23 protein-coding genes, 1 tRNA gene and 1 pseudogene are annotated in these 24,739 nt (G+C 48.7%); 5 read left to right on the top strand and 20 right to left on the bottom strand.

The genetic code is table 11. From position 1 onward, the window contains the following. Positions 1–53 precede the first annotated feature (53 nt). Positions 54–557: pseudogene (locus tag I8U18_RS08925) on the top strand (PadR family transcriptional regulator); the annotation flags it as partial. Positions 558–800: 243 nt separating this feature from the next. On the opposite strand, the gene I8U18_RS08920 reads toward I8U18_RS08925, so the two are convergent. Next, the gene (locus I8U18_RS08920) at positions 801–2,492 is read right to left on the bottom strand and encodes a PucR family transcriptional regulator (protein WP_232330999.1); all 1,692 of its coding nucleotides are present in this window, start codon (positions 2,490–2,492) and stop codon (positions 801–803) included. A gap of 135 nt (positions 2,493–2,627) precedes the next feature. Here I8U18_RS08920 and ald point away from each other — a divergent pair, with 135 nt between their 5' ends. Beyond that, positions 2,628–3,761 carry an alanine dehydrogenase gene (gene ald, locus I8U18_RS08915; RefSeq protein WP_033102198.1) on the top strand — a complete coding sequence of 378 codons (1,134 nt, stop codon included), beginning with the start codon at positions 2,628–2,630 and terminating at the stop codon, positions 3,759–3,761. A 195-nt stretch (positions 3,762–3,956) separates the two neighbouring features. Continuing rightward, on the top strand, positions 3,957–5,261 hold the full coding sequence (locus I8U18_RS08910) for an ArsB/NhaD family transporter (protein ID WP_033102210.1): 1,305 nt from the start codon (positions 3,957–3,959) through the stop codon (positions 5,259–5,261). Positions 5,262–5,322: 61 nt separating this feature from the next. Here I8U18_RS08910 and I8U18_RS08905 read toward each other — a convergent pair whose 3' ends face one another. Further along, positions 5,323–6,111 carry a GNAT family N-acetyltransferase gene (locus I8U18_RS08905; RefSeq protein WP_033102199.1) on the bottom strand — a complete coding sequence of 263 codons (789 nt, stop codon included), beginning with the start codon at positions 6,109–6,111 and terminating at the stop codon, positions 5,323–5,325. A 251-nt stretch (positions 6,112–6,362) separates the two neighbouring features. Then, positions 6,363–7,469: a chitinase gene (locus I8U18_RS08900; RefSeq protein WP_198064700.1), complete on the bottom strand. Its 1,107-nt coding sequence runs from the start codon at positions 7,467–7,469 to the stop codon at positions 6,363–6,365. 345 nt (positions 7,470–7,814) lie between these two features. On the opposite strand from I8U18_RS08900, the gene I8U18_RS08895 reads away from it, so the two are divergent. Both I8U18_RS08895 and I8U18_RS08890 read left to right on the top strand, forming a co-directional pair. Then, a complete protein-coding gene (locus I8U18_RS08895) occupies positions 7,815–8,507 on the top strand; it encodes a lytic polysaccharide monooxygenase (RefSeq protein WP_052154423.1) in 693 nt (230 codons plus the stop codon). 227 nt (positions 8,508–8,734) lie between these two features. After that, a complete protein-coding gene (locus I8U18_RS08890; RefSeq protein ID WP_052154424.1) occupies positions 8,735–9,196 on the top strand; it encodes a DinB family protein in 462 nt (153 codons plus the stop codon). A 40-nt stretch (positions 9,197–9,236) separates the two neighbouring features. On the opposite strand, the gene I8U18_RS08885 is transcribed toward I8U18_RS08890, so the two are convergent. The 17 genes from I8U18_RS08885 to I8U18_RS08805 all read right to left on the bottom strand — a co-directional run bounded on the left by I8U18_RS08885 (position 9,237) and on the right by I8U18_RS08805 (position 24,680). Next, a complete protein-coding gene (locus I8U18_RS08885; RefSeq protein ID WP_198064694.1) occupies positions 9,237–9,398 on the bottom strand; it encodes a hypothetical protein in 162 nt (53 codons plus the stop codon). Positions 9,399–9,437: 39 nt separating this feature from the next. Next, positions 9,438–10,907, bottom strand: coding sequence for an MDR family MFS transporter (locus I8U18_RS08880; RefSeq protein WP_052154425.1), 1,470 nt, complete (start codon positions 10,905–10,907; stop codon positions 9,438–9,440). A gap of 173 nt (positions 10,908–11,080) precedes the next feature. Next, complete coding sequence (locus I8U18_RS08875; protein WP_033102202.1) at positions 11,081–11,542, bottom strand: MarR family transcriptional regulator; 462 nt, start codon at positions 11,540–11,542, stop codon at positions 11,081–11,083. 132 nt (positions 11,543–11,674) lie between these two features. Next, positions 11,675–12,103, bottom strand: a complete 429-nt coding sequence (locus I8U18_RS08870; protein ID WP_198055609.1) for an NUDIX domain-containing protein — start codon at positions 12,101–12,103, stop codon at positions 11,675–11,677. 582 nt (positions 12,104–12,685) lie between these two features. Beyond that, positions 12,686–12,777 (bottom strand) — tRNA-Ser (locus I8U18_RS08865). A gap of 139 nt (positions 12,778–12,916) precedes the next feature. After that, complete coding sequence (locus tag I8U18_RS08860) at positions 12,917–14,185, bottom strand: cation:dicarboxylate symporter family transporter (protein ID WP_198055608.1); 1,269 nt, start codon at positions 14,183–14,185, stop codon at positions 12,917–12,919. 43 nt (positions 14,186–14,228) lie between these two features. Beyond that, positions 14,229–14,426, bottom strand: coding sequence for a hypothetical protein (locus I8U18_RS08855; RefSeq protein WP_198055607.1), 198 nt, complete (start codon positions 14,424–14,426; stop codon positions 14,229–14,231). Between the two features lie 147 nt (positions 14,427–14,573). Further along, positions 14,574–15,500, bottom strand: a complete 927-nt coding sequence (locus tag I8U18_RS08850) for a DNA-binding domain-containing protein (RefSeq protein ID WP_198055606.1) — start codon at positions 15,498–15,500, stop codon at positions 14,574–14,576. A gap of 4 nt (positions 15,501–15,504) precedes the next feature. Continuing rightward, on the bottom strand, positions 15,505–16,797 hold the full coding sequence (locus I8U18_RS08845) for an ATP-binding protein (RefSeq protein WP_198055605.1): 1,293 nt from the start codon (positions 16,795–16,797) through the stop codon (positions 15,505–15,507). Between the two features lie 40 nt (positions 16,798–16,837). Next, a complete protein-coding gene (tadA, locus tag I8U18_RS08840; RefSeq protein WP_052154313.1) occupies positions 16,838–17,332 on the bottom strand; it encodes a tRNA adenosine(34) deaminase TadA in 495 nt (164 codons plus the stop codon). A gap of 63 nt (positions 17,333–17,395) precedes the next feature. Then, complete coding sequence (locus I8U18_RS08835) at positions 17,396–17,830, bottom strand: Fur family transcriptional regulator (protein ID WP_033101602.1); 435 nt, start codon at positions 17,828–17,830, stop codon at positions 17,396–17,398. Between the two features lie 46 nt (positions 17,831–17,876). Then, positions 17,877–18,731, bottom strand: a complete 855-nt coding sequence (locus tag I8U18_RS08830) for a metal ABC transporter permease (RefSeq protein ID WP_198055604.1) — start codon at positions 18,729–18,731, stop codon at positions 17,877–17,879. Positions 18,732–18,790: 59 nt separating this feature from the next. Beyond that, entirely contained in the window at positions 18,791–19,546 is a 756-nt protein-coding gene (locus tag I8U18_RS08825) for a metal ABC transporter ATP-binding protein (RefSeq protein ID WP_198055603.1), read from the bottom strand. After that, positions 19,543–20,484, bottom strand: coding sequence for a metal ABC transporter substrate-binding protein (locus I8U18_RS08820; protein WP_033101626.1), 942 nt, complete (start codon positions 20,482–20,484; stop codon positions 19,543–19,545). Before I8U18_RS08820 ends, I8U18_RS08825 begins: the two co-directional genes overlap by 4 nt. A gap of 425 nt (positions 20,485–20,909) precedes the next feature. Then, positions 20,910–22,973, bottom strand: coding sequence for a YhgE/Pip family protein (locus I8U18_RS08815; protein ID WP_052154315.1), 2,064 nt, complete (start codon positions 22,971–22,973; stop codon positions 20,910–20,912). An 89-nt stretch (positions 22,974–23,062) separates the two neighbouring features. Then, positions 23,063–23,665 carry a TetR/AcrR family transcriptional regulator gene (locus I8U18_RS08810; protein ID WP_033101605.1) on the bottom strand — a complete coding sequence of 201 codons (603 nt, stop codon included), beginning with the start codon at positions 23,663–23,665 and terminating at the stop codon, positions 23,063–23,065. Between the two features lie 436 nt (positions 23,666–24,101). Further along, positions 24,102–24,680, bottom strand: coding sequence for a hypothetical protein (locus I8U18_RS08805; protein ID WP_033101606.1), 579 nt, complete (start codon positions 24,678–24,680; stop codon positions 24,102–24,104). Positions 24,681–24,739 lie beyond the last annotated feature (59 nt).

The following is a 24,739-nucleotide window of genomic DNA, read 5'->3' as shown; positions in this document are numbered from 1 at the left end:
ATACAAGGCAAGGGGAACCCCATTGCAAAAAATTCATAAAAAGGTGATCCCAAATGTATGTTGAGCTTCTCATTTTGGAACAGCTTCTGTCAGGCCCCAAGCACGGATATGAAATAAAGAAAAACATTCAAGAAGCGTTAGGAGAGTCTTTTGAAATCAATAACAATTTGTTGTACCCGGCTTTGCGCCGCTTCCTGGAAATGGGGGCGATCTCCAAGGAAGTGGTTAAGCCCGAGGGCAAACCAAAACGCCATATCTATCTCCTGACCGATGTCGGGGAAGAAATTTTTTGTGAGATGATTCGCGATTTTCCTGATAAGTTAGCCGCAAGCCAAGCCGAATTTATGGTGAGAGTGGCTTTGTTCAACCGGCTTGATCGCGACATGCAATTTGAAATTCTGCAAAAGAGGGAGGATGTGCTGAAAGAAGAACGAAATCATTTTCACCAAATCGAAAGCGCTCATTCACAAAATCCGTTCGTTATGGAAGTGGTTCGCTTCCAAAAAAAGCAGATCGAACACGAATTGGACTGGATCATGCACTTAAAACAACGGGTGCTCGATCAGGCGGCCAGCGATCCCTCAGTCAGGATTGGAAAACAAAGGCCGGATCAGCATCAATCTCCCTGTAACGATTGAACGAAGGCCGGATCCGGCCACACGGCTGATCAACGCGTCCAAATCGTCAAGACAAAAAGCAGATGAAACCGCATCTCCGGTGTTTTGGCAAACCGCGGTAAAAACAGCAAACGTGTGCTTCTTCACAAACCGGACGATCTCATCCGCACCTGCTTGTTGCTTTCAGTGTTCCCCCGTTTGCCGGAGATGCGCCCGGTCTTTGTTGAAGCGGTCGGGATACAGCAGCTTGCAGGCCCGCAACGCAACATTGAGGACCAATTTATTTTCCGGTGACATCACATCTTCTCCCAGCAGTTCCTTGATCTTCTCCAGGCGGTAGTAAAGCGACTGTCGCGCGATAAAAAGATGCTCGGCCGCCAGCTTTTTGGAGCAATCATAATCGAGATAAACTTTCAGCGTATGGAGAAGATCGCTTCCCTTATCCCGGTCATAGGCGATCAATGGCCCCAAATACCTCTCGACAAAGGCCGGCAGCACATTTTCGCTGTCTTTTAAATTCAGGAGCAGTTGAAAGATGCCCAGTTCTTCATGAAAAAGGAATCCGGCACGATGTTCCGAATTCAGCATCAAAACCTGATTGGCTTCCTTATAGCTGTGATGGACGCCGGTAAAGCCCGGATAGGGCCTTCCCACCCCTATATTCAGTTGAAGGTCCTGCTTCCGGTCCAAATCGGCTTTTTGGATCTGTTTCACTGCTTGCTGCAATCTTGTTTTCCATGGTTTATCCGGGCGAAGATCGAAGGCGATGACGGTGATCAAGCCGTTGTTCATAGTGATGAAAACGCGAAAATGGTACTGTTCAAAAACAGAGCGGGTCATGAGCGAAAAATCGTAGCGGATAAATTCGTGCAAGTCCCAGAGCGGTTCCGGCTCTTGCGAAAGGCCGAACTCAATCAGGCAGACGATGCTGTTAAGCCCCTTCAGTTTGTTATATTCCATGCCGAGATGGCTGTGCAGTTGCTCCTCTTCAATTCTCCGCTGCAACAGATCATCCACCCACACGTGTTCAAAGTGCAGCCGCCTTTCCTCGATATACCGCTTTCTCAGCAAATCCTGGGCAATCGCCAGGGAAGACCAATCCAATATCAGATCATCATAACGATGCGGTTCGCGGTTGCAGATCATGCCGATATGGGCCCAGATTTGCCCCATTGCCTTGACCGGCTGCACCAGGATTTTTTTCTCCCTGAAGGAAAAGCGGCGCGGACGGGATTCCGGCTCGCCCGGTCCCCCATTCATGTTGAGCCGCTCACGCAAAAAGCAAAACAACTCCTCCTGCTCCCGCGAATTTTTTTCCGGAACGAGCAAAGGTTTCCCCTTGACGGGCAGAAAGATGATGGGTGACTTTGTTTTTTCGTAAAGCATGTGCAAAATGTTATACGTTCCGTTCGGCTTCAGCGTCAGGCGATGAAATTCGCGGGAAAGGGCTTCCAGGTTTTGCAGCATGTGATAATGCCGGTTGATGATAATGGAATGCAAATCCTGCGTGATATCGACGAAGCGGATTTCCTCGCGAAAAATGATCAGCGGGAAATCATGCCGGTCGGCAATCTCGATTAAGTCCGGGGGAACCGAGTGAAAGTAATACCCGAATTCCAGACAGAGGCAGGAAGCATTCTGATCAATCAACCGTTTTAAATAGGACGCGGGAGAAGCCGCGGAGGATTGAAAGGTTATCCCAGTGGACAAGATCATCTCTTCCCCGTTGATCAACGAGCCGAACTCCGATACCTCCAGTATATGTACCCAGCGAATCCGGCGGTTTAATCCTTTTTTTCCCGCGATCACCTCCGCATTTTTAAAAACAGGCCGGTTTAAAACATCCCTTACCGTCAGAACCGGTTCCAGGTGCAACGCTAACCACCCCCATGCGAATTGTCCAATAAATCGCCTCTATTTTTGACATTGTGTCTAATGGAATCGCTTCAAATTTCCTTTACACTTGACTCGGGGTTAAAAACCAAATTCACCGTAAAGGGGGGTACACCCGTGATTATCGGAGTACCAAAAGAAATCAAAAACAACGAAAACCGGGTCGGACTCACACCGGCCGGGGCCGCATCCTATATAAACAACGGTCATGAGGTTCACATCGAAACCGGAGCCGGTCTCGGCAGCGGCTTTACTGACCAGGATTATATCGCCGTCGGTGCCAAAATCGTCTCCACCGCCCGTGAAGCCTGGGCCGGCGACATGGTAATCAAAGTAAAAGAACCGCTTCCGGAAGAATACGGCTATTTCCGCGAAGGATTAACCTTGTATACGTATCTCCATCTTGCCGCTGAACCGGAGCTGACCAAAGCCCTGCTCGAAAATAAAGTAAACGCGATCGCTTATGAAACCATTCAGTTGGAAAACGGTTCTCTTCCGCTCCTCACCCCGATGAGCGAAGTGGCCGGCCGCATGTCGATTCAAATCGGCGCCCGCTTCCTTGAAAAACCAAATGGCGGAAAAGGGGTTCTCCTCGGCGGTGTACCCGGTGTACTGCCGGCAGAAGTTGTGATCGTCGGCGGGGGCGTCGTAGGCACAAACGCCGCCAAAATGGCCTTGGGCTTGGGAGCAAGCGTAACCATCCTCGATATCAACGCCGACCGTCTGCGCCAGTTGGATGATCTCTTCCACGGACAAGTGAAAACCTTAATGTCCAACTCTTTCAACCTGGCCGAAGCGGTGAAACGCGCAGACCTGCTCATCGGCGCTGTGTTGATCCCCGGAGCCCGTGCACCACGCCTGGTAACGGAAGATATGGTAAAATCGATGAAACCCGGCTCGGTCATTGTTGACGTAGCCATCGACCAGGGCGGATCGATTGAAACGATTGACCGCATCACCACCCACAGTAATCCGACATACGAAAAACACGGTGTCGTCCATTATGCCGTGGCCAACATCCCCGGCTCCGTCGCCCGTACATCGACATTGGCTTTGTCCAACGTAACCGTACCATACGGACTGCAAATCGCCAATAAAGGATTTAAACGGGCTGCGCTGGAAAATCGCGCCATCGCCAAAGGACTCAACACCGTGAACGGCGAACTCACTTGCAAAGCTGTAGCCGAAGCACACGGTCTCTCTTATAAAGACGTGAATGAAGTATTGGAAAACAAAGCAGTCTTATCCTAGGATTTTAACATCTTTTGTACCGGAATCCCCTTTTTTGTTTACACCTTTTCATCTTTCGCATATAATTATTTTAAATTTAATAAGATCGATGTTTTGGAGGAGCCTGTCACCAGCAGGCTCCTTTTGCATGTTTATTGGGAGTTTTTGGCAAAACTAAAAAGGACCCTTTTTCAGGGCGAAAGGATGATTGATGCAATGAATCCTACCATACTTGCCGTTGCCATTTTCCTCATCACCTACGCCATTATTATCACGGAAAAAGCCAGCCGGTCGGCCATCGCCGTCTTCGGCGGTGCACTGCTGATCGTATTCGGAATCCTTAACCTCGATCAGGTTTTTGAAAAATATATTGAATGGAATACCATTACGCTATTGATCGGCATGATGATTCTCGTAGGGATCGTCAACAAAACCGGCATCTTCCAATATGTTGCCATCAAATCGGCCAAGGCGGCCAAGGGAAATCCGGTACGCATCCTGATTATCCTTTCCGTTTTCACCGCGGTCGCTTCGGCCTTTTTGGACAATGTGACCACCGTTTTGTTACTGGTTCCCGTCACCTTGGCCATCACCAATATTCTCGAATTGAACCCGACCCCGTTTTTAATCTCGGAAATTCTCGCTTCCAATATCGGCGGTACGGCCACACTGATCGGCGATCCGCCCAATATCATGATCGGGTCGGCCAATAAACATCTGTCGTTTAATGACTTCCTGCTCCATCTCTCCCCCGTCGTACTGATCATCATGATCGCCACTCTCCTGGTTCTTTACCTGATCTATCGGCGACAGCTGACCATCCCGGGGAAAAACGTGCAAAAACTGATGGAACTGGATGAAAGCGACTATATTAAAAACCCGGCTCTGATGAGAAAATCGCTCATCATTCTGGGGCTGACCATTCTCGCCTTTCTTCTGCATTCTGTCATCCACCTGGAAGCCTCGATCATCGCCATCACCGGGGCCACTCTCCTAATGATCGTGGGCTTGAACAAAGAAGAAGCGGAAGAAGCTCTGGACTCAGTCGACTGGGTCACGATCTTCTTTTTCATCGGACTGTTCACTCTGGTTGGAGGCTTGCAGGAAGTAGGGGTGATCAAATATTTGGCCGTCAAATCACTCGATCTCACCCATGGCGATATCCCTCTCACCTCGGCGCTGATTCTATGGGGATCCGGCTTTGCTTCGGCTACCATCGACAATATTCCCTTTGTCGCCACCATGATCCCGCTGATCCGGGATATTGCGGACAGCCTCGGTCTGTCCATCGATTCCCCTGCCATCAACGCCTTATGGTGGTCGCTCGCCCTGGGAGCTTGTCTTGGCGGCAACGGTACGCTGATCGGAGCTTCAGCCAACGTCGTCGTCGCCAATATCGCCGAACGGGAAGGAAAAGCATTCAGTTATTGGGATTTCCTGAAAATCGGCGCTCCGCTGACCCTGCTGTCGCTGCTGATCGCGCAGTTGTATCTGTACTTCCGCTACCTCATCCATTTTTAAAAAACGGGAAAATCAACGCCGGCAGAGGTTTCCCAGCGTTGATTTTCCCATGACCGTTCATCTAGTATAGATAGATCATCCAACGGTCGATCTCCTTAAACCCGATCCTTTGGTAAATTCGCCCCGCCTCCGGGTTATCGTAAAAGAGGCAGAGTTCTTTTCCTTCCGCCAAAACATCGAGACATAATTTACCGATGCATTTGGAGGCCAGCCCTTGCCGTTTATATCCGTCCAATGTGGCGACTCCGACTACCATCGCCGACAACGAATTTTCCGCCGCAGTTGAGGCAATCGATACCATTTTTCCATTTCGCTCTATATAATAAGTCCGCGAAACCCCTTTCTTCATATTTGTTTCCCGATCCTTCTCCGTTCCCACGTCGACGAATTCCGGGATTTGCCTGTACAGTTCCCCGATTCTGCCGATGTCCTGCAAACCGGCGCGTTTCACTTCGCGATAATCATCTTTCAACATGGCGGTGTCGCCTGTCAATTTCGCATAATGCAACTCCCGCTCCTTCACCAATCTTCTGCTTATGTAAGGATAAACCCGGCTGGTTACTGATTTCAGGCCGCTCAATAACCCAAAATCACCATCTTCCGAGATAATGGAAGCAAAGCCTTCGGCATCAAAATTTCCGGAAGCGGCATAAGGAATGAAATTTCTTTTGTACTTAAGCAGAACGGCACGCAGACGGCCATTTTCATCAAAATCGCCCCATACCTTCTGAAACTCCTGTTCATAACCAAAGGCCTCCAAATCGCCAAGGATAAAGAGATTTTCTGCGGACTTGGGCCGAAGCAATTCAAGGCACTTATCATGGTCGCGTTCGGATAATCTTCTGATCATGTAACTCCCCCTGGAATATCGCGATCAATCAATGCATCTGTCTGCGTCTGCACAGAAAGAAATTTCTGTATGATGACTCGCGATTTATCCCCTTAGTGATCACATTTCGTTTACTTTAAACAGTTTCTCCCCATTTCCGATTATTTTAGCAGATTCAAACTGTCTAAATCCATATGAAAAACAGACACCGACGGTATGCCGGTGCCTGCTGGGGCAAAACTTTTGCCTTGACCCATTTTTTTAAGAGGCGCTCACTTCAGGGAATCGAGAATATTGCGTACACTGGTGGAAAAAACGGACCCGGAGGCTGCATCCCAGTTGACCGACCAGGTCATGACCCCTCTGAATCCGGGGTATCCTTCCGGCTTCCTGAGTTTGTAGCTGCCGCCGTAGGAAATGCCTTTGACCAGATAATTTAGCGCTTTCTCGATCTCAGCCGGAGACGTATAACCTCCCGAAGGCGCTGCTGCCTGCGTCGCCGGGAGACCGATCGCAACCTGATCTTCCCTCAAGGCCGGAAACATGTTATTGGGATTGTTGGCAACAGGAAATCCGTGCAACAACATCTCCGCCATCGCAACCTGGAAATCAGCTGTTCCCTGTGTATAAGTCCGTCCGTCAAGACCGGTCATCGATCCTGAATTGTAGTGCTGAACATTGATATAGGTCAATTTGTCCCGAAGCCCGTAAATAACAGGCAGGTAGGCGCCCCACGGCCCTCCGTAGGCGGTATATCCCCCCTGGACATAAGCCGTTTCCGGTGCCATCGACAGGATAAAATCGGATCCGAAACGATCACAAAGCGTACGGACTGCCGAAATCAGATTGACAATCGCCGGTGTTTTCGGATTGCGGAAATCCGTATCGCCGCTGGCCAAGGATAAGGAACCGCCCTCAAGATCAATATCAATTCCATTAAAGCCATAGGTTTGAATCAGATTGGACATCGAGTTGATGAAGTTTTGTTTTGCCGTCTCATCATTAAGCTGAATATGGCCATTGGCCCCTCCGAACGAGATGACCACCTTTTTCCCGATGCTGTTCAGGTAGGCGATATCTGCCTTAAACTCTTCCGGAGTTGCATTGTATGGCGTAAATCCGACCTCACCGGGCGCTGCACCCGTCGGCTCGGCAAAAGCGACATTGATGACATCATATTTGGTTGATACATTTCGCAGTCGAATATTTGCCGATCCATTGTCAAAATTGTGCCAGTAACCGATAAGAAGCTTATTCCCGACACCGTCGCCGCTTACGGGGGAAGGATTGGTGGTAACCGTGACCGCATTACCTGCGGCAAAAACACCTGCGGGCAAAATGCTGAGCAGAAGCGTCAGGATCACCGCAACAGGAAACATCTTCGGCAATGCCCTCCAAACTGCAGCAAAACGGAGCCGTTTAAATCGAATCACGCAAGAACCACCCCTGTAAAACAAAATGAGAAATTACGGAAAATGCGGAAGAAAAACATCAAGTATTGGTATAGACAACCTATCAGACTCATGATTTATTATAGGGGTAATTTTTATAAAAATCAAATATTTCAACTTATCTGATGTATTTTTATCTACAAAAAATGAATTAAATCATCAAAAACCCATTCCACCGTTCTTTCCGCTCAATTGTATAGACAACTCTACAAATATAAATTAGAATAATTATATATAGAATATTTTGTATTTTAAACCAGGAGGGTTGTTTCCATGGCAAAATCAGTTTTCTGGTCCAAAATGCTAACTGCCTGCATCATGATGTTGTTGGTTGGTGCCGGCACAATGACATTTGCCGCCAGTGCCTCCGCACACGGTTACATCGAGTCGCCGGCAAGCCGGGCTTATTTGTGCAAACAGGGGGTAAACACAAACTGCGGACAAATTCAGTGGGAGCCCCAGAGCGTCGAAGGACCGGGATCATTTCCGCAATCCGGCCCGCCGGACGGGCAACTCGCCGGAACCGGCCGCTTTCCGGAACTGAACGTACAAACAGAGAGCCGCTGGCAGAAAGTCACCATCCACGGGGGTGAAAACACCTTCCAATGGTACCTGACCGCGCCGCATGCCACAAAAGAGTGGAAATATTACATCACCAAGAAAGGATGGAATCCGAACAAACCCCTGAGCCGTGATGAACTTGAGCTTTTCTGTTATTACCCTGGTGACGGAAAACGTCCCCCAAATACAGTCACGCATACGTGCAATGTTCCGACGGACCGCAGCGGCTATCACGTGATCTTGGGAGTCTGGGAAATCGCCGATACCGGAAACGCCTTTTATCAGGCGGTCGATGTGAATTTGGTGAACAATAATTTAGCTGCACAAAAATCGACACCCCAAAACACCGATGCCCCGATCCCCAGTATGATCAATTGGTTAAAATCTCTTTGGCCCGGTAATTGAAGTGAGCGCCACCGAAAGGGTTCTGAAAACGCCAGTTGTTCTTTAAATCAAAACCTTTGCAACAATATGAGACACTGTGACCACGGTGTCTCTTTTTCCGTTCGGAACAGCGTTTTTTCCGGCGATCATCCCCTGCGGTGCCGACAGCAAGCTTCTATTTCCGTTCTCGTTTTCATATTTTATAATTGTTATTGATTATGAGTACAACTCTTATAGGTGGGATGAAGATGGAACACTTTGTGACTGGGTATTTCGACGTGTTACGGGGTCGTATCCTGAAATTCCTGGAGGAAACTTCAGAAGAAGTCGCCGACCAAATGCCGCAAGGATTCAACAATACCATTCGCTGGAATGCAGGTCATATCCTGATCGTCTCTGATGTGTTTTTCGGTTTGGAAAGTCTCCCCGCAAACTATAAAGAACTTTTCTGGCCCGGAACCAAACCGTCTGACTGGACAGGGGAAGTCCCGACGCTGGAGACATTAACTTCCCAATTGCGGGAACAAACGGCACAATTGAAAGAGGCCTTTTCCAACCGGTTGGAGGAAAAGCTGGAAAAACCCCTGAACTTCCCAAACAACCTCAACATCGAAACAGTTGGTGCGCTCTTTAGTTTCACAAACTCGCACGAAAGCCTTCATCTGGGCTATATGAATGCTTTGAAGCGGACTATTCAAGGGCAAATCTAATCTCCGCAAGCTTGATTCATGACATTCAACACGGGATGTCTCATCCCCGTTCCTGTCCCGCACGGGCGGAACTCCTGCTGCCGGCAGGCTGGCTCCCCACCCGTGCGTCCGACAATTCACATCTGTCAGAAATCGGCAGCACCATCCCCGTTCGGGCCAATGTAAAAGCGGGAAATCGCCCGATGACATAGAGGGAATTCAAATGGTCAAGACCTCCCCCACAAAGAACCACCCCATTTGATCAGGATTGGATCCGGCAATCTTTTTTTATGCCCGAATCCCCACCACTTGTCACCCTTTGTTCACTTCGCTTTTTATTTGTGAGGAACAGACCCGGAATGAAGATGATGGCAAGGATCATTGCAGAAACCAGGAATCCGGCATGATAACCCTTCAATCCATTCGCAATCGTCGGTTGTGATCCCTGTACGACAGTTGCGACAACAGTTGCAATCACAGCCGAACCAAAGCTTGAACCGAGATTTTCAATAATATTGATACCCACACCTGCTTCCGGAAGTTGTCTGCTGTCAAGTCCAGTATAAGCGTCACTCGTCAACGGGAGCATAATTCCCCCAAAACTGGTGCCACGGATGAACAGTACAACAGAAATCCAAATCATGCTTGTTTGATCAGTGATAAAGATAAGCGGAACAGATCCGATCAGCGAAAGAACCAGGCTAACCATAACCACATATTTGGCTCCGACCTTATCAATCATTTTTCCGATGAACGGCCTGGTAACGAGCATCCCGAGTCCCTGAGGGATTAACGCAAGCGCTGCTTCGATGGCCGTGAAGTGACGGAAGTTTTGGAAGAACAACGGAAGGATTAACATGGGACCCATGACGGCAATATTCGCCAAGAACAAACCGATGCTTGATGCCAGGAAGCTCTTGTGCGCAAACAAATTCATCGGCAGCACGGTTTGATTCTTTCTGATTCGGTTATATCCAAGGTAAATTGCTGCCAAAACAAGGCCAATACCCATCCATCGGATTGTTTCGCCATTGTTAAATGATGCATGGTCGGCCGCTTTCGTAATCCCGTAGATCAATGCCGCACTCATCAAGGACAAATTGATCATCCCAAAAACATCGAGTTTACTGTCTCTGTTGAATGGTTCAAATTCCGGAATCGTTCTCATCATCAGTGGTGCAGCAATCAAAACGATAAATACGTTGATGAAGAAAATCCACTGCCATGATGCCCCCTGGACGATGAGCCCCCCGATGACAGGTCCCAAAATCGGCCCGAAGATCATGGGCGTGCTGACAATCGCCATCACCTTCCCCAGATTTTCCGGACCCGCTGTTTTAACCAAGAGTGTGGACATGAGCGGGGTGATAATCCCGGCACTGAATCCTTGGAGGATCCGGAGGAAAATGAAACTGGAAATGTCCCAACTGATTCCGGCAAGAACGGAAGTGACACCAAAAGCGATAACCGTGCCGATGTAGATCTTCTTTCCATTAAATTTGTTCATAAGCCATCCAGATAGCGGAACTGCCATCGCAAGGGCTAACACATAACCTGTAATGGCCCACTGAATCGTGTCCAAAGTTGTGTTGAACTCCTTACTCAGTTGGTCGACGGCGATGTTCACCATGGTTGAGTCAAGCATTGGCGCAATTGCTCCCAATGCAATAGCCCAGGCGGCCATGAGAATTTCTTTTGGCAATCCTCTATCTTTTGTCTGATCTTTCGTCATAAAACCCCTCCTTAAACGAGGCATTATTATTTCCTAGGAAACATAATCAGGTTATCGTGTTTTTGTTTCCTTGTCAACAATCAAACAACAATAAAAAGGCAGCCTGCTCCTTAATGGACTTGGGCTGCCCGGGATTGGATTACATTTTCATTATTGAAATTGATTCCTGTCTACTATCTGCCACCCTGTTTCTTTATTTCTTCATCTAAATGCCTTCTGTATTTTTCCACAAAGCGAAGCATACTGTCATATTCTTCCTCGGTGATCTGCTCGAATACAGCTTTATCCCGCTCTTGAAACTCTTTGTGAAGCTCTTTATGAATTTTATATATTTCCTTCCCCTGCTCAGTAAGCCTGAAATAGATTTCCTTCTTGTTATTCGGCCTCTGGTAACTCTCGATCAGTCCTTTTTCAATAAGCTTCCTGGTTATTTTGCTTATCGCACCTCTGGTCATATAAAGGGATTCCGCAAGTTTGGTCACGTTGGGATGCACATGATTTCCGATGTATTCGATGCAATGCACTTCAGAAGGCTTATAACCCTTAAGCCTTTCTTCCATCTTAGGCTTATTAAGCGAGACATACTTGTTGAACAAGTCCCGGAAACCCATAATAAGCTGGTCTTTTTTGTTCATCTCCAGTCCCCCGCTTTCGATCCGTTAACTCTATTATATTTTTTGTTTCAACTCCCTTGGCTTTAAGAGATTTACAGTTTATCCCTTTTCCCTCCCATTATACCAATCCCCATGCAGGAGGGGATTGGGTATTCAGCGACTGACCATTTCAGGCGGCACAGCTTTAAATCCCCGAAAAATTGAATCTTTGGTCTCTTCGCTAATGAGATAATTCCGAACCTCATTTTCGGAAATCCACTGATATGCAGAATGATCTTCACTTAATCGGATATTTGCCGGGTCATCTGCAAGCCTAACCAAAAAAACGACTTCCACTGTATGTCTGTTTCCGTTCTCCGAAAGATAAGAAAAGACTTTGTACGGCTTGACGACTTCAACATTTAAATCCACTTCTTCGCGAAATTCCCGTTTCAGCGCATCACCCGGGTCTTCACCAAAATTAACCTGTCCTCCGGGCAACTCATAATATCCGGGCAAAAAAGTTTCTCGTGAAGACCGCTCCACAATAAGCGTCTTTCCCTGATGATAAATAAATCCTGTACAAACAATTTTCTGATACACTCCAATCCCTCATTTCATCCTATTTGATTCCCCCGTACAAAAACTCCGAATCTGCCTGATCCGGTATTGAGCGATGTGAAACGCTCAATTATTTTTCACAACTGCATTTTTAAACGATTACACAGACTTTACTTCTTCTCCTGCTCCCGATTAAAGATGATAAAAGGGGCAGATCCGGTCATCAGCCCCATCTGCCCCGTTCACGCGGTTCCCAGCTCTCCTTTGTCTCCTTTCTCTAAACACAGACTCCTCTCCGAAAAGTTCCTTCTCTTTAAAACTCCATTTCTCCAGAGAAGGAAGGTTCGGTAATCTGTATTGAAAATTGCGATATATCAAGGCCCCTACAATCAACGTTCGAGAATGTCCGCTGTCAGTAGATCTCACCTGATGGTATAGTCTTGTGACAGACGGACGCCATATCAAAACAACTCCTTTGTTTTTACTCCAAGCATAAACATTTATTTTGGTTTTTCAATATTCCGAATCAAAACACTTTAGCTGACTAACATTAGAAGTTCATCGGAAGGTTCCCCGATTCCGGAAAAACAAAAAGGGCTCCGCATTTGCGAAACCCTTGTGTTTTGGCGGAGAGGGTGGGATTCGAACCCACGGTACGAGTTGCCCCGCACAACGGTTTTCGAGACCGCCTCCTTCGACCACTCGGACACCTCTCCATATATATGAAGTACCAGACACTAAAACATTTTATAGGATAAATAAAAAAAAGTCAAGGAAAAAAGGGCAGGGGAGAAACAGTTTTTGCCCTTTTTCCCTTGGTGAAGAATGTGGCGGGAAATGGTTTCACTTTGCTCCTTACGCCGCTTCCCCTTCTCCTCGGGCGTAGGCATTCCCCTTTTCCCGGTCGTATTGTTTTTCCCAGGTGGAGATGACAACTGCAGCAAGGGAGTTGCCGACAACGTTGACGGCGGTGCGTCCCATATCAAGGATGCGGTCGATACCGGCGATAAAGGCGAGCCCTTCTAGGGGAATCCCCACGGAACCGAGGGTTGCCAGCAAGACGACAAAGGAAACGCCCGGAACTCCGGCTATGCCTTTTGAGGTTAGCATCAGGACAAGTACGAGCATGATCTGTTTTTCGATCGGCATATGGATATTGTACATCTGCGCGATAAACAAAGCCGCCAGCGCCTGATACAGGGTGGAGCCGTCCAGGTTGAACGAATACCCGGTCGGAATGACAAAGGAAGTGATCGATTTGGGACAGCCGAATTTCTCCATTTTCTCCATGATGCGCGGGAGAACGGTTTCAGAACTGGCGGTGGAATAGGCCAGGATCAATTCGTCTTTCAGGATTTTGATCATTGTCCACAGATTGACCTTGCAGACGAATTTGGCAACGAGCCCAAGGATCAGGATGACAAACAAGATCATGGCTCCGTAAACGGACAACACCAGTTTCAGCAGCGGAACCAGGGAGTGAATGCCGAACTTGGAAATGGTCACCCCGATCAGGGCAAACACGCCGAACGGGGCAAACCGCATCACCTTGTTGGTCACCCAGAACATCGCATCCGACGCCCCTTTGAAAAAGGCCAGCACCGGCTTTCCTCTTTCCCCGATGGCGGCAACGGCCAAACCGAACATGACGGAGAAAAAGATGACGGCCAGCATGTCGCCATTGGCAAAGGCGGCAAACGGATTTGTCGGTACAATTCCGACAACGGTGTCGACAAAGCTGTGAGTGTTTTGCTGATTCGCCGTATCCACATACGACTGAATATCCGTTTTCGTCAGCTGTTTCATATTCACGCCGTCACCCGGCTGAACGATATTGGCCACGAGAAGGCCGACGATGATCGCAATCGTGGTAATGATCTCAAAGTAGAGAATCGTTTTTCCGCCCAGCTTGCCCAGCTTCTTCACATCCCCCACCCCGGCAACACCGACGACCAAAGTGGAGAAGACAATCGGGACGACGATCATTTTAATCAGATGCAAAAAGATATCGCCCACCGGCTGCAGATAGGTTTCTACAGCCGGATTCCCGTAAAAGACGGCTCCTACTGCAATCCCAAGCACCAAACCGATCAGGATCTGCCACGCCAGACTAATCCGTTTCACACGCGCACCTCCGAATATTCGTATTTATCAGGTTAAAAAATGGTCAATATAATACGCCGACAACAGACAATACCATGGTTTTCAACATTTCAAACGAAAAATCCCACAAAGTGATGATACAGCCTTGAGCCGAAGGGTGTTGATTCAGATACTGCTCCGCCGCCATTCCCAAGACCAAGCCGATAAAAAGTACACGCCAAAGACCTTCCCGTTTCACGGGGCATCCCTTCGTGTAAAACACCCTCATTTCTTCTTCGGGGGTGAAGAAGGTAATTTTATTATAGAAATGAACCTACAAAAACCTATAAAAACGTACAAAAATTTGACACACTTTTTCGAGTAATGAAAATGAAATTAAAACAGCCCTCTCCCCACTCGGGGAAAAGGCTTACTCCATCGCCATCATCCTGGCATCTTCATACAGATTGCTGATAAATTTGCGCATCTGCACCCGTGGATTCATCTCGCTGCTTTTCACCGCACCTTTGCTCTTTTTCATTTCCTTGATCAGGCGATGAATCTCTTCCAGATCAAAGTAGCGGTGCGCATAGTTCTCAAAGTTAATATTGTGAAAATCATCCGAGCCGAGATAGGCCATATAGTGCATGGCCCGAATGATCGCCCGGCGGATGCGCGCCTCCATCGCCTTCACTTCTTTGGCAATCTCGGTCTCCTTTTTCGCGGTGCCCAGCCGCTCCTCGGCCACTTGCTGAAACAGGGCCTTCAATATCGGAAACTCCGTCCCTGCCCGTTCTTGATTCCGCTCAAGAATGCGCAGAATATCCAGCAGATCGGCACTTCCGCTCTCGCTGTTGATCGACAGTTCCTTCAAGATGGCTTTTCCCGCGTCGGCCAGACTTCGTCCAGGCTGTTTTCCTTTTTGCCCTTCCATCAGGCGGCCCGACTGATACCCCAGAACCCCCTGGGTAATGCTGTGGATCAGAGCCTCTTTGCGGATCATCTCGCAAATATTGGTCAGGATGCGGTTTACCTCATTTCGGACAATCGGTTTGGTGATATAGTATTCGATCTTGAGCGCATACGCTTCTTCTTTGATCTCCTCGCTGCTGAACTGGGAGATCATCACGATTTTGCCTTGAAAATCCTGCAGTTGCCGTATCGTTTCCAGGCCGTCCCGCTCCGGCATCATCTGATCGATCAGAAGAATATCAACCCGCTTCATCCTGAGCAGATTGCTGTCGATCTGCGCACCGTTCTCCGCTTCACCCACCACTTCTCCGAGACCGCCTTCTTCAATAATTTCCGCCAAAATCCATCGGGTGGTTTTATCATCATCGACGATATAAAAACGCATCGTCTCACCCCCTTAACAACCGCTCAACCGGCAAGTGAATGGTAAAAATCGTTTCGCGCCGGTCCGGGGAGCTTTTCACTTCAATGCGCCCACCCAGCTTTTGCACTTCTTCTTTTACGTAAGATAAACCCAGTCCGGAAAAGGGATCTTTTCGCTCGAGGAGTTTCGTCGTGTAGCCCGCTTCAAATATGCGTTGCAGCCGCTTGGCCTGGATGCCCGGTCCATTGTCCGCAATGGTGAAGGTCAGCCAGTTCTTGCGGCGGCGAAGGGAAATGCGGATCATGCCTTTCTTTTCGATCGCTTCCACGCTGTTGGATACCAAATTGTTGATCAGGGACAAAACCGTAAACGCATCAATATATAGTTCGCAATTTTCAGTATCAAGAGAGATGTGGATCTCTTTGTTCAATTTTTCGGCATAGTATTGATTGGCGCGTACGACGATATAACCGAGTTCATCCAGCCGAATCCGGTCCGGGGAGCTCTTTTTGGACAGCAGCTTGGACAGAATGGAGATGATCCGCTTATTATCCTGTTTAATATCATGCACTTTCTTGGCCATTCCCAGCACATCCTGGGCATGGCGGATCACTTCGGGATGACCGCTAGCCGACCCGATTCTCATCAGACGCCGGTACAGCTCCTGTCCGTCCTTGGTGATTTCATCAGCATATTGCAACGTCTTTTCCAGGTGAATATTCACTTCATACAAATGGGATTCCAACATGATTTTCTGATCTTCCTGCACTTTTTTGTCTTTAAAAACGCTAAAGATCACCCCGAGGACAAAGAAGTTGCGCACAAAGGCAATCAGGACAATCTTCCCGACCATCGGTACGGAAAACGGTTCGTCAGATAAAAAGTGGCGCAATGCCAATTCGCTCAAACTTGCGACAATCTCCACGCCCATCCCCAAAAACCCGATCACTTCGGCTTCCTGTTGAAAACGGTTTATTTTCGCCAAATGAAAAAAAAGACCATAAATGATATAAAAGATGCTGGCTGGAATATGAGTTCGTACGGATAATAAAAAGTCAAACGGCACCGAATTGAAAAAATCAAGGGAGATGCGCAGAACGAGAACGGCAAACCCGACAATCACTCCGGAGATGACCGGATGGATTTTGCGGATGACGAACAAAAAGAAGAAAAAGATGGGGATTCCGAAGCTGACCCGGTAGTCGTCATGGAACGGCCGGATGTTAAATTCCCCGGCCAGCGGGACCAAAATCGCCATCAGCAAAACCAGGATGCGGTTATCCTTTAACAGCCGAATGATTCTTCCCCCTTCCATCATGTGCTGGTTCTTTTATTATACCGGATTGGCCGTTCCATTTTTACTCATTTGTCCGATTCCGTGCCGCTTCTTTCTCCAGTTTTCGTTTTTGCCGCAGCCTGCGGAAAAAATCGGACAAGAGAGCAGCACACTCCTCCTGCAATACATCGGTAACCACCGCCGTCTGGTGATTAAAACGCCCGTCGTCAAGCAGATTCATCAAAGTTCCTGCACACCCCGCCTTCGGATCGGCTGTCCCGTAGATGACGTTGGCGATCCGCGCCTGGAGAATCGCCCCGGCACACATGGGGCAAGGTTCCAAAGTAACGTACAAGTCGCAGTCATTCAACCGCCATCCGCCGACCGCCCCTGCCGCTTCACGAATGGCGATGATCTCCGCATGCGCTGTCGGATCATGGGTCGTCTCACGCAAATTGTGCCCGCGACCGATCACTTCACCATTTCTGACAACGACCGCACCGATCGGCACCTCCCCGATCTCTTCCGCTTTTTTTGCTTCTGCCAATGCTTCGCGCATAAAGGTTTGATAATCCATGATGTCGTTCGCTCCTTCTCCATAAAAAAGCTGACCTCTCCGGCCAGCCATCTGCTGCATCTGCTAGTGTCGGGCGGAGGATGTTCCGGGTGCGCAATCGGAACAAACTCCATAGATTTCAAACTTGTGACCGGTAATCGCAAAATTTTCCGGGTTACCGAGAATGGCATTCATCGGACAGAGGTGGATCGTACGCGTTCTGCCGCATTCCGTGCAGATAATATGGTGATGATGATGCTCTCCGCCGCAATGAAACCGGTAGCGGCGCTCCCCGTTCCATTCCGTTGCTTCGACAATGCCCAGCTCTTCAAACAAGGCCAGATTGCGGTAAACCGTATCAAAGCTGAGTCCCGGAAAATCGGCTTGCATCAGGTCGAGCACTTCTTTGGCGGTCAAATACCGCTGCTGCTCGGCAAAGATATTTAAAATCGTCTCCCGTTTCCCGGTGTTCTTATATCCTTTTTCCTTCAGCAGGTCCAGCGCTTTTTGCAAATTCATGTATCTCGCCCCTGTGTTAATCCTCTCTTGGGTTCTCGCTACTATTTTAACCTATTTTTCGGCGTCGAAATAGAAAAAGCGATTTCTTGATGAGCAAAATGAGCAAAAAGATGACGATGGAGACAAGGACGATTGTTCCGCCCGAAGCCCAATTGAGATAGTAAGCCGCAAACAGGCCGCATAATACAGCGATTTGTGCAAAGATCACCGACCAAATACAAGTCTGGCGGAAACTGTTCGTAAACTGCAAACTGGCAGCAACCGGAATGGTCATCAAAGCGGAAACGAGCAGGATGCCGACCACGCGGATCGAAGCGGCGATCACCAGGGCAACCACCACGATAAACAAGAAATTAAGCAACCGGCGGGGAATCCCTGTCAGGAATGCATGTTCTTCATCAAAAGAAAGTGCGAATAATTCCTTGTAAAAGATAAGAAGAAAAAGAAGAACAATGCCGCTGACCACCGCCATCAACAGCAATTCCTGCCGGCCGACCGCCAGAATGCTCCCGAACAGGTAACCGGCGATGTCAACATTAAACCCGTTCGCCGCACTGATCAGAACAACGCCCAAACCGACGCCGCCGGAGAGGATGATCGGAATGGCGATCTCCTGAAAGGTGCGGTACAGACGGCGCAGTTGTTCCACAAAGACGGAACCGATCACCGAAAAGACCATGCCCAGATAAATCGGATTGAGCCACCCGGCCCAGGCAAAATCCTTTTGCAGCAACAGCCCGGCTGCCACACCCGAGAGAGTGACATGAGACAAGGCATCGGCGATGAGGGACATTCGCCTCACCACGAGGTAAACACCGACAAGCGGGGAAATCAAGCCGATCATAACACCCGCCAGCCATGCATTGCGCATCCATTCAAACTGAAACAGCATCTCAATCATAGCGAAAAGAGTGCCCGGATCCCGGCACTACCCTCCTATCCAATTTTGAATTTACCTTTTTAGTGTCCGTGGCTGACCAATTGGATCTCATGCCCGTAAGTGGCAGACAAGATCTCTGTTTGCTTGCGCTCAAATTCGTCCGGCCGACCGTGGAAGGTAAGCCGTTTATTCAGGCACGCCACCCGGTCGACATGAGAAGAGAGGACACTGAGATCGTGCGTCACCATGAGCAAAGTCAATCCTTCCTCCCGGTGCAAGACGGCCAGCAGGTCATAAAACTGTGCCGTCGATTTGGCATCGATTCCCACTGTCGGCTCATCCAGCACCAACAGCCGGGGATCGGATACCAATGCCCGGGCAATAAAGGCGCGTTGCTGCTGCCCGCCGGACAGTTTGCCGATGTTCTGATCCCGAAACGCCGATAACCCTACTTGGGCAATCACTTCCTCCACCTTTTCCCAGTCCTGCTTTTTCATGCGGCGAAATAATCCGAGTGAACCATACAGCCCGGAAGCAACCACTTCTCTTACCGTCGCGGGGAATCCGCTGTTAAAGCTGTTCGATTTTTGCGAAACGTATCCGATTCGGCTACGTTCCCCGAGCGTGCGAACCGGCTGGCCGAAGAGGAGCACCTCACCTGCCTGCGGCTTCAACAAACCGAGAATGCATTTGACCAGAGTGGATTTTCCCGAACCGTTCGGTCCGACAATCCCAAGGAACTCCCCTTGTTTCACCGTCAAATCAATTCCGTCCAACACTGCCTGTTCCTCATAAGAATAATGGAGATTTTTGATTTCAACCACATTTTCTCTCATCGGGATACGCCCAGAGCTTTGGCCAAATTTATCTTATTCTCCTCCATGAGGGAGAAATAATCTTTCCCCTGGGCTTTTTCCTCCTTTGTCAGTCCTTCGATCGGATTGAGCACACCCGCTTCTGCTTTTACATCCCGCTTCACCACTTCCGCAATCTTCCCGCTCACCAGCGTCTCAAACAGGATGACATGAATATGGTGTGCCCGCAGCTGCTGAATAATTTGTTCCAACTCCCGCGGACTCGGTTCATCCTCCGGAGAAAGTCCGGAAACCGCCAGCTGATGGAGTCCGTACCGTTTGGCCAGATAACCGAAAGCGGCGTGGGAAACGGCAAACTCCTTCTGCGGCGCCTTATCGGCCAACTCTTTGAATTCCTGATTCAACCGGTCAAAGCGCCGGGCCAGCTGCTCGTAATTTTTCTCATAATCAGCACGGTGTTTGGGATCTTTGGCAATCAGAGCGTCGCGGATCGCCAAGGCTTCCTGTTTGGCAAGCACCGGATCCAGCCATACATGCGGGTCACGTGAACTTCCCGAGTGGCCATCTCCTTGCTTCCCTTCCTCCTCCGGGGATAATAAACGAATGTGCCGGGTTGCATTGACCACTTCCGTCTTCTCCGGATCCAGGGACTGTTTCACCTTCTCCGCGTAAGGGTCAAGACCCGCCCCGTTATAGATGAAGAGATCAGACTGGCTAAGCAGCATCAAATCCCGGGGCTTGAGATCGTAATCGTGCGGCTCCACTCCCGGCGGAACCAGATTGGTCACTTGTACGTGGGAGCCCCCGATCTTCTCGGTAAAATCCTCCAATGGATAAATACTTGTGACCACTTGCATTTTTCCTGACGGAGCCCCAACGTTTCCACTCTTGCCGCAACCGGACAATATGAGGGTGAATACCGACCCAAGCATCAAAATCGACAACCATTTTTTTCGCATAAAAACTCCACCTTTAAACAGATTAATTCCGATTCCGGTGATCTGTAGCCATTTCCGGTCAGAAGGGCTCCCCACCCTGTCAAACTTCCTACTCATTATATACCGATGCCTGGTAATTGTAAATCGTAAATATTACGATTTAGAAAGGTGATAAGGTTATTTATCATTGATAGATAATCCGCTCCCTTATTCTTCATTAGTTTCGGCGTGAAAGACTGAAAATATAAAAGAAAGCATTCCGTCTTTCTCCTCACAAACCGGAGATGAAACTCACGATGTCAGAATAAAGAAAGGTATGTCAGACAAAACGCAGAATCGCAAAATGAATTCCCACTTTTACAGATTCACGTCGGCTATTATCGTATGATTGAGTGCCAAAAAAAATCAGGCTCCCCAAGATAAAAAGGAAAGCCTGATTTTTTTGCTTATGCATTTTTCAATTTGAGAATCGCCTTTTTCATCATCGGTTTGCCCAGGCGGAGATGAATTTGCGTCACCGCCAGGGAGAAGGCCAGCACAATCAGCAACAGAATGAGGTCATGGACGATCACCTGTACATTCCCGTTAGTTAGCGCCATCCGCAAACCCTGAACCGTGTAGGTCATCGGCAAGTAGGGATGAATGCTTTTAAAGAAGGATGGCAACAGCTCGACCGGATAGGTTCCTCCGCTGGACGCCAACTGCAACATCAAAATGATAATCGACAGAAAACGTCCCACGTTTCCCAGGAGCGCGACCAACATCTGGTTGATGCCGATAAAGGTGACGGACATCACCAGCGCAAACAGGATAAACCACCCCGGCCGCACCGGTTTGAGATCAAGCGCAAACATCAGTACGGAAGTGAGGATGGCCGCCTGCCCCAGTCCGATCAGTCCTCCCGCTGTCAGCGATAACGGTTCCCCTTTGTCCTTCAGGACGCGGTACAGGTCGACAATGGTAAACAAGAGCATGGCCCCGACCCAGAGAGAAAGCGAGATGAAATAAGGTGCAAATCCTGTCGCATAGTTCGGAACCGGATGAAGGGAAGTTTCTTTCACCCGCACCGGATCGGAAATCACTTCTTCCTTTTTGCCAGCGCCTTGCAGCTCGTTTTTCGCTTTCTGCACACCCTCATTCAAACCGTCCGCCAACTGCGCTTGCCCTTGCCCGATTTTCTCCAGCCCGCCGGCCAACTGCTCCGAGCCCGCTTTTAACTTTTTCACTCCTGCCAGCATCTGGTTTTGACCGTCCGCCAACTTGCCGGCTCCCGCAGCCAATGCGTTCACGCCGTCAACCAGTCGGTTCGCATCGCTTCGCATTTGCTTGATTTTCGCCACTTCACGATCAAATTGATCGGTCATTTTTTGCGAACGATCGGCGATTTGCCGGCGCAGGCTTACAATTCGGGACCAATCCTTTTCGATCTCGGGCAGTTTGGCCTGAACGGAATTCAACTTTCCGCTGGTTTCCGCCTGATAATGGCCAGCTTGCGCGAGCGATTCCTTCAATTTGGCAAAATCGCGGTCTGCCGCCAAATCGGGATGCTGGCGCACCAATTGGTCAAGATAAGCTTGCGATGCTTCCAGCCCCTGTTTTTCTTTTTGCGAAGAAAAGGAAGCTTGCTCTGCATTTTGTTTCAGCATTGCCGTGGTTGTACCCGGATCTGGAAGCGGCTGTTCCGCCAGTTGCTGAATCACCGTATTGACTTGGTGAACAAAGGATTGTGCTTCATCGATCTTCTTCCAAGGCAACTGATTGATTTGCTCCTTCGCTTGAGCCACATGCTGATGCAATTCGTTCAGCCCGGCCAGCATGCGAAGCTGTCCCTTTTCCATTTCCACAGCCGCCGCCTGAAGCTTTCTCAGTCCATCGGTCATTCTCCCCGCTCCAGCTGCCGCCTCACCCGTTTTTTCCGCCAACTGGCCGGCCCCGTCGGCAGCTTTGGCCAAATCCCGGGTGGAATTGGCCAGCGAATCAAATATCGCCTTGACGTAGACATGGGTCAGTTTTTCATCGAGGTTTTTGACCAGCGTTTTTTGAATCGAATCGCCGATTTTTTCGGTCAGGTAGTTATTGCTCTCATCATGGACATACTCCAGTTCCCCTTTGAGCGGCTCGGGACTGCTTACGGATACGGCCTTGGCTGAAAATTGACGGGGAATCACGATTCCGAGGTAATACTCCCCGTTCGCCAATCCTTGATTCATTCTTTCACGGGAGACAAATTCCCATTTCACTGTGTGATCTTTTCGCAGTTCATCGACCAGGTCAGCACCGGCATGAACCGGTTCACCATCTTGCACCGCCCCCCGGTCCTCATTCACCACCGCCACCGGCAGCTTATTCAAATTGGCGTAAGGGTCATAAAAGGCTGATAAATAAATAAAACTGTAGACGAGCGGAATCAACAAAATTCCGATCAGCGCCAGACGCATCGGCTTGTTTGCCCAAAGACGCCGCAAATCGTCGGTGGCGTTGAAGCCGAAGGTATGAGGTTTCGCCCTCATCGGCCGCACCCCTCCCATCGCATTATGAACTGACTGGTCAGTACAAAAATAATAACTCTCCCCCTGCAAAATTGCAAGAGAAGAGCAGCCTAATATTGCGACGATTTTGTTATACTTCCGAGCAGAATCTGATGCAGGGTGGAAATCATGACGGGTGATGCTTCCTCAATCTCCTGCTCTGTCAACTCATCCAAACTGTAGATCTTTTGCAATACGACAAAACTGGCCGACCCAAAAATGCTGTTCGCCACTTCCTGCGGCTGACTGATGAAAAACTCCCCGCACTCCATTCCTCTGATCAACACCGCTTCGATTAACCCGAGATAGTCGCGGACTTTCAAACGAAACTGCCGCTGCCGTTCCTTCGTTCCAAATGCTTCATTGATCAAGAGTTTGGCCAGCTTGCTGTTTTGCACGAAAAACTGAACATGGCTGGCGATCAATGCTTTTAGCTGTTCCGTCGGTGACTCGTGCAAATCCACATTTCTCCGCGCACAGTCGATCAGCTTCTGCATTCCCTCATTCATCAGCCCGATAAACATTTCTTCCTTGCTCTTAAAATGGTAATAGATCGTACCTTTCGCAACCCCCGCCACCTGCGCGATATCATCCATCTTGGCCTGGTCAAATCCACTTTCGGCAAAAACCTCAACAGCTGCTTGAAAAATCATATCCACTTTTTCGTGACGCATTCCGATCCTCCAAAAATATCCTGTCTTTACAGAGAGACTACATTCAGTATAAAGGATGTAAGGGTTTTTATGAAGCTTTCAAAAGACATTTTCCAGTTTTCAAATGCAATGCAACAGAAAAGTTCTTATTTTATCAATGGTATCAGGACTTTTCCACAGACATATCCACATATCCACAACTTTATCCACAGTATCCACAATATATTGTGGTCATTCTCATAACCCTTCCGATGGGATGCCTACCAATTGCTTTTTTTCTCTGTCCCGCCCCCTGCCCCCGCTAATCGTAATAACGCAGTTGTAACTTATTCCTCATATGAAGTATCTAATCTTATATTCGTATATTAAGCATGAATTTGGGGAACTTGCCAATGTCTGCAAGGCAAAAAAAAATAACTGCCATACAGACAGTTCACCGTACGTTTTGTATTGAAACTTATACAGGCATAGCACTGCTTTTTTGCAATATGTATTGGTGAAACTCCGTCAGTTGACGGTAACTGTTCACGGGAACCCGCAGCCGGTCTTCCAAGCCTATGCGCACAAACATCCCCTCGTCTTTCGCTTCCTGGAAGGGGTATTGTTCAAGCAACCAAAGCGCATTTTCCAAAAAATCGGCCACGCCCGAACCAAAATAACAGCCGCAATAACCCATACCGACTTTTTGTTTTTTCATCCGCTGATACGCTTCAATGTTCCCGTTGCGTTTTTCCGTCATCATCCGTACGTAGAAGTCAACTGATTTCGGCGGAAATCCCAGTGTAATCCCAAGGACGCGGTCAATCTCGCCTTTTGTAAACCCGGTCCGCTCCATGTCCGCTCGGAAACGGGTACGCAACGCTTCATCCTGAAAGAATAAATAAAATGCCTTTCCGTCAAGCAAATCATACGCCTTGTCGTCAACATACGGATATTTTGCCAACAACGTATCCAATTTTTCCGTGGTGTACTTGTGGTTCGGAACCTCCAAAAATGCGGGTTTGTACCCTTTCAAAAAAGCGTCTACCGTTTTCATTGGCTCGACTCCTTGTGCATGGATGCCAATACCTATTCCATATCATAACGACTATTCCT

The organism is Thermoactinomyces sp. CICC 10522 (assembly GCF_016055075.1).
Lineage (GTDB): Bacteria > Bacillota > Bacilli > Thermoactinomycetales > Thermoactinomycetaceae > Thermoactinomyces_A > Thermoactinomyces_A daqus.
The sequence above is the reverse complement of the archived record's forward strand: the minus strand, read 5'-3'. Positions and strand labels throughout refer to the sequence as shown.